7 protein-coding genes and 1 pseudogene are annotated in these 7,751 nt (G+C 63.1%); 1 reads left to right on the top strand and 7 read right to left on the bottom strand.

The genetic code is table 11. The features are described 5' to 3' along the window. Window positions 1–188: rhodanese-like domain-containing protein (locus L867_RS27865; protein ID WP_210163659.1), on the top strand; the 188-nt coding region annotated here is incomplete at its 5' end. Window positions 189–295: 107 nt separating this feature from the next. On the opposite strand, the gene L867_RS0120840 is transcribed toward L867_RS27865, so the two are convergent. From L867_RS0120840 to L867_RS28230, 7 genes and pseudogenes are all read right to left on the bottom strand, one after another. Then, window positions 296–892: a HyaD/HybD family hydrogenase maturation endopeptidase gene (locus L867_RS0120840; RefSeq protein ID WP_028738635.1), complete on the bottom strand. Its 597-nt coding sequence runs from the start codon at window positions 890–892 to the stop codon at window positions 296–298. Then, window positions 889–1,620 (bottom strand): Ni/Fe-hydrogenase, b-type cytochrome subunit, encoded by a 732-nt coding sequence (gene cybH / locus L867_RS0120835; RefSeq protein ID WP_028738634.1) that lies wholly within the window; start codon window positions 1,618–1,620, stop codon window positions 889–891. Before cybH ends, L867_RS0120840 begins: the two co-directional genes overlap by 4 nt. Before the next feature lie 15 nt (window positions 1,621–1,635). Continuing rightward, a complete protein-coding gene (locus L867_RS0120830) occupies window positions 1,636–3,426 on the bottom strand; it encodes a nickel-dependent hydrogenase large subunit (protein WP_028738633.1) in 1,791 nt (596 codons plus the stop codon). Window positions 3,427–3,450: 24 nt separating this feature from the next. After that, a complete protein-coding gene (locus L867_RS0120825; protein ID WP_028738632.1) occupies window positions 3,451–4,533 on the bottom strand; it encodes a hydrogenase small subunit in 1,083 nt (360 codons plus the stop codon). Between the two features lie 245 nt (window positions 4,534–4,778). After that, window positions 4,779–6,224 (bottom strand): nickel-dependent hydrogenase large subunit, encoded by a 1,446-nt coding sequence (locus tag L867_RS0120820; RefSeq protein WP_028738631.1) that lies wholly within the window; start codon window positions 6,222–6,224, stop codon window positions 4,779–4,781. Next, window positions 6,221–7,213 (bottom strand): NADH-quinone oxidoreductase subunit B family protein, encoded by a 993-nt coding sequence (locus L867_RS0120815; protein WP_037174142.1) that lies wholly within the window; start codon window positions 7,211–7,213, stop codon window positions 6,221–6,223. Before L867_RS0120815 ends, L867_RS0120820 begins: the two co-directional genes overlap by 4 nt. A 427-nt stretch (window positions 7,214–7,640) precedes the next feature. Next, window positions 7,641–7,751 (bottom strand): annotated as a pseudogene (locus tag L867_RS28230) (IS3 family transposase); the annotation flags it as partial.

The raw sequence follows: 7,751 nt of genomic DNA, 5'->3' as shown, positions 1-7,751 counted from the left end.
TAGAAAGTCGCCTGTCGGAGTTGCCACCTGGACAGCAGATTGTTGCCTACTGCCGTGGCCCCTATTGCATTCTTTCGTTCAAGGCCGTGCAGTCATTGCGACAGCGTGGGTTCAATGTGCGTCGACTTGTCGATGGCTTCCCTGAGTGGAAAGCGGCGGGGTTCCCAATAGAGACGGCTGCTGTCTGACTATGCCGCGACTTCCGATTTTTCGCGTATGGTGCCACGCGCTATGCGGCCCGGCGTGTGACCTCGTTTGCTCGAAACTGATCGGCCGTGTGTGAGCGGCACACCGCTTACGGTGCGGGCTGGGCCTCGCGCCGTTCGTAGCTTTCAAAATCGATATCGTTTTCGAGCAGTGCCGGAACGACTTCGTCCGCCGAGCGGGGGCGGATCGCGATCCCCCACGAGGCCAGAAGATCGGCCGCAATCTGCAAGGCTCTTGGAATGACGGCCTTGACCGGCCCGGTCAGTGGACCGCCCCAGTCTTCCAGATCGACCGGCTGGCAACCGATCAGCGCCAGCTTTTCCGGATAGTGGCCGAGCAGGTCGGCGGCGCTCAGAACCTCCTGGAAACCGGTCTGGTGCAGGCTCATCTTCTTGGCGCCGGTGAATTTCGGCACCTCGTCGTTCTCGACGAGCTTGAGCGTGCCGGGCACCAGCCCGTAGTCGATCGCGTCGAAGACGATGAGGTGGTCCGCCTCGGTCACGAACTGGACGAGGTAGAGGCCCTGCGTGCCGCCATCGAGAATGGTGACATTGTCCGGCACCGCATAGGCGCGGTGAAACGCCTCCACCGCGCGCACGCCAAAACCTTCGTCCGCCCAGAGGATGTTACCGATGCCGAGCACCAGGACGCGCGGCGGGGCGGAGGCGTCATGGTGCGCCATCATTCCGCCTCCTCGTCCTTGAACAGCCGCTCGCCGGAGATCATCGAAGAGATGATCGACTGGCGGCTCATGATGTCCTCGCGCACGGCCACATAGATGTGGACGATCATGAAGATCACCAGCACCCACATGCCGAGATGGTGCCAGGTATGGACGGACTGGCTGTTGGGCCAGATCGAAAACACCCAACCGAACAGCTTGTACTGCCAGCTGTCGATGCCAGCGCCCTCGGCATAGAGAGCAAAGCCGGTGGTGATCATGAAGATCGTCGGCAGGACCACGGCGAAGAACATCGAAAACTGCGCCAGCGGATTGTGCCCGATATATTTCTTCGGGTGCTTGACCATGAAGGAATACCACCAGATCTCGTGCAGCCATTCCTTCCAGAAGCGGCCGTTCCAGAAGGGAATGTAGAAGATCTGCCGCGAATGGGGATTGCCGACGAAGGCCCAATAGATCCGCATCAGGAAGCCGACGGCGAGAACCTGGCCGGCGGCAAAATGGGCAAAGCGGATATAGCCCATGAGGAAGTGGTTCGAGGCCTCGCCGGAGAGCGTCGGCGGCGGGCTGCCGATGAAGTAGCCGGTGACCATCAGGATGACGATGGCCAGCGCATTGACCCAGTGCCAGATGCGCACCGGGGCCTCATAGACATAGACACTCTGGCGGGAAACCGCCGCTTCGCCATGCGAATCGGAGGCTGCGACCTTTTCGGTCACGCTTTCGGTCATGCTCATGGCATCCTCCTATCGCACCTGGACCTTGGCCATTTCCTGTCCATCCGGGCTCATGACATGAGTCGAGCATGCCAGGCATGGGTCGAAGGAATGCAAGGTCCTGAGGATTTCGAGCGGCTGGGCCGGATCGGCCATCGGCGTGTCCATCAGGGCCGCTTCGAAGGCGCCGATATTGCCGGTGGGGTCGCGCGGCGAACCGTTCCAGGTGGTCGGCACGACGCACTGGTAGTTGTCGATCTTGCCGTCCTTGATCTTGACCCAGTGGGCGAGCGCACCGCGCGGCGCCTCGGTGAAGCCGACGCCCTTGACCTCCGCCGGCCAAGTCTCGGGTTTCCACTTGTCGACGAAAGCGGTGGCGGAATCGCCGGCCTTGATATTGGCCACCAGCTTGTCGAAGAAGTGGCGCATCTGCAGGCCGGCCCAGTCTGATTCGAGCGCGCGCGCCGCCGTGCGGCCGAGCGTCGAGAACAACGCCGTCACCGGAAGGTCGAGATCCTTCAGCAGCTTTTCGACCGGCTCCTTGAACTCGGCCTTGTTCTGGGCGTAGCCGATGATCCAGCGGGCGAGCGGCCCCACTTCCATCGCATTGCCCTTCCAGCGCGGCGACTTGATCCAGGAATATTTGCCGGCCTCGTCGAGTTCCTCGATATTGGTGCGGGTACCCTTGGCGTTGGGGCCGAGCACGTAGTTCGGCTCGGTCACGCCGTCCCAAGGATGCAGGCCCTTGGTTTCGTCAGGATATTTGTACCAGGAGTGGGCGACGAATTCCTGGATCTCGTTCGGATCCTCGAGATCGATCGGGAAGACTTCGGCAAGATTGCCGTTGATAATCGCCCCGCGCGGCAGCTTCAGGCTGGCCTCCGAATAGTCGTTGGCATGTTCCGGGATGTCGCCGTAGGACATCACGCACTTGCTCGACAGGCCGCCGCCATAGAGCCAGTCCTTGTAGAAGGAGCCGATCGCCTTGACGTCCGGCACGTAGACCTTGGCATTGAACTCGATCAGCTGGTCGATGATCGAGGAGACATGGTTCAGCCGCTCCATGTTGATCGCGCCAACCGCGCCTGTGCCGTCGACATTGATCGGACAGGGCACGCCGCCGACCAGCCAGTTCGGATGCGGGTTCTTGCCGCCGAAGATCGTGTGGATCTTGACGATTTCCTTCTGGAAATCGAGCGCCTCGAGATAGTGGGCGACCGCCATCAGATTGGCTTCCGGCGGCAGCCTGTAGGCCTTACTGCCCCAGTAGCCGTTCTTGAAAGGACCGAGCTGGCCGCTCTCGACGAACTTCTTGAGGCGGGTCTGGATGTCCTTGAAATAGCCGGGCGAGGACAGCGGCCAGTCGGAGATCGACTGCGCCAGGGCCGATGTGCCCCTCGGATCGGCGCTGAGCGCCGAGACGACGTCGACCCAGTCGAGTGCGTGCAGGTGATAGAAATGCACGACATGGTCATGCACCTGCAGCGCCAGCTGCATCAGGTTGCGGATCGAGTTGGCGTTTTCCGGGATGAGGATGCCGAGTGCGTTTTCGACCGCGCGCACCGAGGTCAGCGCATGCGTGCCGGTGCACACCCCGCAGATCCGTTCGGTGAAGGCCCAGGCGTCGCGCGGGTCGCGGTTCTTGAGGATGACCTCGATGCCGCGCCACATGGTGCCGGTGGAGACGGCGTTACGGATGATGTTGTTCTCGTCGACATTGACCTCGACGCGCATGTGACCCTCGATGCGGGTAACCGGGTCGACGACGATACGCTTGCCGGAATTGTCGAGCGCGAAACCGTTCGGTGTCTGGATTGTCATGATGATGTTCCCTGCCCTGGTTGTTTATGCGTCGGCTTTTTCGCGCTTTGCGGTGACGCGCTTGACCGCGGTGATCGCGGCATGGGCGGCAACCGCGCCGCCGACGACCACGGCCGCCGTGCCGCCGATCTTGTCGGCATTGGCCTCGACGCCGAACTGGTTGATGGTGGTGAGCCTGTCGTAAAAGCTGCCCTTGTCCCAGAAGCCGTCTTCCGAGCAGCCGATGCAGCCATGGCCGGACTGGATCGGGAAGGAGACGCCGCCGTTCCAGCGCACCGTCGAGCAGGCATTGTAGGTGGTCGGACCCTTGCAGCCCATCTTGTAGAGGCAGTAGCCCTTGCGCGCGCCCTCATCGTCCCATTCCTCGACGAACTGGCCGGCGTCGAAATGCGGGCGGCGATAGCACTTGTCGTGGATGCGCTGCGAATAGAACATCTTCGGCCGGCCCTGGCGGTCGAGCTCGGGCAGTTTGCCGAAGGTGGTGATGAAGGTGACCACGCCAGTCATGACCTCGGCGATCGGCGGACAGCCCGGCACCTTGATGATCGGCTTGTCGCGGATGACCTTGTCGATCGGGGTAGCCTGGGTCGGGTTCGGCTTGGCCGCCTGGACGCAGCCCCAGGAAGCGCAGGCGCCCCAGGCGATGATCGCCATGGCGTCTTCTGCCATCCATTTCAGCTTTTCGACGAAGGGCCGGCCGCCGTCGATGCAGAACATGCCGTCCTCGTTGAGCGGCGGATTGCCCTCGACGGCGAGGATGTATTTGCCCTTATACTTCTGCTTGGTCTCTTCGAGGATCGCCTCGGCCTGATGGCCGGCCGCCGCCATGATCGTATCGTCATAATCGAGCGATATCATCGACAGCACGACGTCCTTCACCAGCGGATGGGCCGAGCGGATGAAGCTCTCCGAACAGCAGGTGCATTCCAGCCCGTGCATCCAGATGACCGGCACCCGCTCATTGGTTTCGAGTGCCTGGGCCATCGCGGTCGCCGCGCCCGGGCCGAAGCCGAGACTGGCGGCCGTCAGACTGCAGAACTTGGTGAAGCTGCGCCTGGTGATGCCTTGACGGCGAATGACATCGTAAAAAGTTTCTGTTGCTGCCATGGTGCTCCTCCAGCCTTTCCACCCTTGCGACCCGTCTCGAGCATGTGAGCGGGCGTGATGGGATGGTGTTTGCAAGAAGCAGACCAGATTGAACGACCGGCGAAAATCCGTCCTAGTTCGTTATTTTTATTTGCTTATTTTTAGATGTTATCATCCGCGCGCACCTGCCGCGGGACTTCGGATGCAAGCCTGTTTTTCATTGCTGGAAAGGCGCTGACCGGTTGTCGGTCGTCATGCAGCGGTCCCTAGTGGGCAGTGCAGACCATGCAGGGATCGAAGGAGCGGATCACGTGCTGAAGGGCGGCCGATTGCGCGCCGAGGCTGCCGGTATCGAGCCCGGCCAGGGCGGATTCCAACGGTCCGGGAATACCCGCCGCGTCCCGGGGTGAGAAATTCCAGGTGGTCGGCGCGATGATCTGATAGCGGTTGATCTCACCACCCTTGATGCTCACCCAATGGCCCAAAGCACCGCGCGCGGCTTCCACCAGACCGGACGCGACTGCGTCGTCCGGCAGCGCGAAATGGGTGCAGAATTCTTCCTTCAGCCGGAGTTGCCTTAGCCATCCCTGCATCGCATGCACGAGAATCGCCGTCTCCACCAGCCGGGCGACGATCCGGCTGCGCACGGACGTGCCGCCGTCTCTTGCAAGCAGTTCCGCGATCAGCGGGTGACCGGCCACCGCAAGGCGCGCGGCTGCTCCGGTTTCGGCCGGATTGCCGGCAAGCCGTGGCGCCTTGGCCCAGGAATAGGCGCCGTCCTTGGCAACGACCGGCACGGTGTCGGAGTGATCCGGCCGTCGGTCGGTGTCGGCGAACCAGGCATGGGCGACGTCTTCCGAAATGCCGGCGACGTCGAGGGGCCGGATCTCTCCCCGCGCATCCGTAACCCCTCCTGGCAGCAGCGACGACTGGCTGTCGTGATAAGCGCCAAAGGAGATCAGCGGGCCGGGTCCCTTGCCCATCTTCGCCAGCGACAGGTCCTCGGCCAGTCGCAGGAACAGGGCGAAATCCGCACCGGACGGCCCGGCGGCATAGTCCTCGAGTTCCGCGACGGTGGCCATGGACAGGATCGTATCGAGCGACACGCCGTAGACCGCCTCTTCGAGGAAGAGCTGGAACTCGCCCATCAGCGAGGCGAGCTGGACGCGCTCCCCGATGTCGATGGCCCGCGTCGTTCCCCCCGGCTGAAAGGCCAGCGAATGCGGCCACTTGCCGGCGACCACGCCCATCACTTCGAGCAGGCGCCGGCGCATCGGCAGGAAACGGGCCGATCCGCTGCCGCTCACCGCCTTGAAGCGGTTGACCGTCTCTTCGTGCCAGGGACGCGCCGCATATTCCGCGCGGGCGAAGTCCGGCATGAAGAACAGGTAGAAATGGGTGAGGTGGTCGGCGATGTTCTCCGCCGCATGGGCAAGGTTTGCAGCCAGATAGCCGTTCGGCGCGGCACGTCCGCCGGCAAGGTTGCGCAGCGCCGTCGATGCGGCGATCGACTGGGACACCGAGCAGATGCCGCAGATGCGCGGCGCGATCACCAGGGCGTCGAGCCCCGGCCGGCCGCACAGGATCTGCTCGAACCCGCGATAGAGCGTGGTGGTGACTTCGGCCTTTTCGATCACGCCAGCATTGATCTCGAGGGTCACCTCAAGATCGCCTTCGACGCGGTTGAAGGGACCTGCGACAATGCGGCTCATTCGCTCGAATTCCCGCTGCGCTTCGGTCCGCGGATCACGCGGTCGGAGGTGGCATTTGTTCGGACGCGCTCGGGCGTGGCCGATTTCGACAGCGCCGCCAGCGCCACGAACCAGGCCTTCGGCATGTCGAGCGGCAGGCCCACCGGGATGCCGCCGATCTTCGGCGTTTCGAGAAAGCCGTTGGTCTCCTCGAAACCGGGGGAGGTACATCCGATGCAGGAAAATCCGCCATGGGTGCATGAGCCGCCGCCGTTCCAGCCGCGCTGGTTGCAGTCGCCGACGGCCTGGGTAGCCTTGCAGCCGAGATGTTCCATCATACAGCCTAGGTCAGAGAGCTTTTCCGCGCTTGCTTTGAATTCGTAGTATTCGTTGCGTTCACAGCCATGGTGGGCGAGCGTCTTGGCATAGAATTTCGGCCGGCCGAGCCGGTCGAGATCGCGCTCGTCGAAATCACCCATCTTCAACGCGGCGATCGTTTCCATGATCCAGCCGGGATGCGGCGCGCAGCCGGCAATGTTGATCACCGGCATTCCGGACCGCGAGCGGAAGCCGCCGCCCAGCGCGCCGCCGGATGCAGTGCCTTCATACTGAAGTCCGCAGGCCTCGGCCGGATCGGGAGACGCGGCGTGGATGCCGCCATAGGATGCGCAGGTGCCGACGGCCACGCAGTATTCGGCGAGCGGCGCAAGCCGGCCGACCCATTCGAGCATGGTCCGGCCGGTGCCGGCCAGGCGGTTGCACAGGCCCGTTCCCGACGGCCCCCTGAGGATCGATCCCTCGATGCAGAGAATGTCGAGCGGCGTCTCGCCGGACGCCACGCTTTCGAGTATGGCGATGGCCTCGACGCCGCTTTCTTCGCTGAGCGAGGGATGCCAGAGCAGATCGATGCCGAAGCTGCGTAACTCCCGCGGCCAACCTTGAGCGCCGTTGTCGAGCACCGACATAGTGCAGCCGCCACAGCTTCCGGCCTGCAGCCACAGCAAGGTCATCGATGGTTCGGGGCGCGCTATGCCATACGTCATTGTGGCTAAAACTCGCATCTTCCCGGAAGTCGGTCAATGAGGGCGCTACCAGTGGTCCGCGACAAGAGTGCCGCACTGAAAGTGCCTCCAGTTCAAAGGCTCCGAGCGAAACGGTCCTGAAGCAGCCGGCAAAGGCGGAGGTATTGCCGGGCCTGTCGTGGGCAGGGGGTTGGGGGGCTCCCCCGGCGCGGTGCCAAGGGATCGCCTGGCGCTCGAAGGGGCCGGTATCCCCGACCTTCCTCTCCTTCGGTTCGTGCAGGCCGGGCGGTGCCCCTCCGGTCCCTTCGCCCCTGCAGCCCCGGTCTCGACGGCGGCCAGGGTTGCAGCGCAGCGCTGCGCTCTGACCCAGTCCTGGAATGAGGATCGGGATCATGATCTATCAGCTGGCTACCCAGACGTGAACCACCGCATCCCGCTTCACATCGGGCGTCACCATTTTTTTGAAGCGACATCCTTCAGGATCGCATTGTCCAGCATGGCTTCGGCCAAGAGCTTCTTCAGCTTG

It is taken from the genome of Paenirhizobium selenitireducens ATCC BAA-1503 (assembly GCF_000518785.1).
In the GTDB taxonomy this organism is placed as follows: Bacteria; Pseudomonadota; Alphaproteobacteria; order Rhizobiales; family Rhizobiaceae; genus Allorhizobium; species Allorhizobium selenitireducens.
Note: the sequence above shows the minus strand (reverse complement) of the source record. Positions and strands in the feature narration are given on the sequence as shown.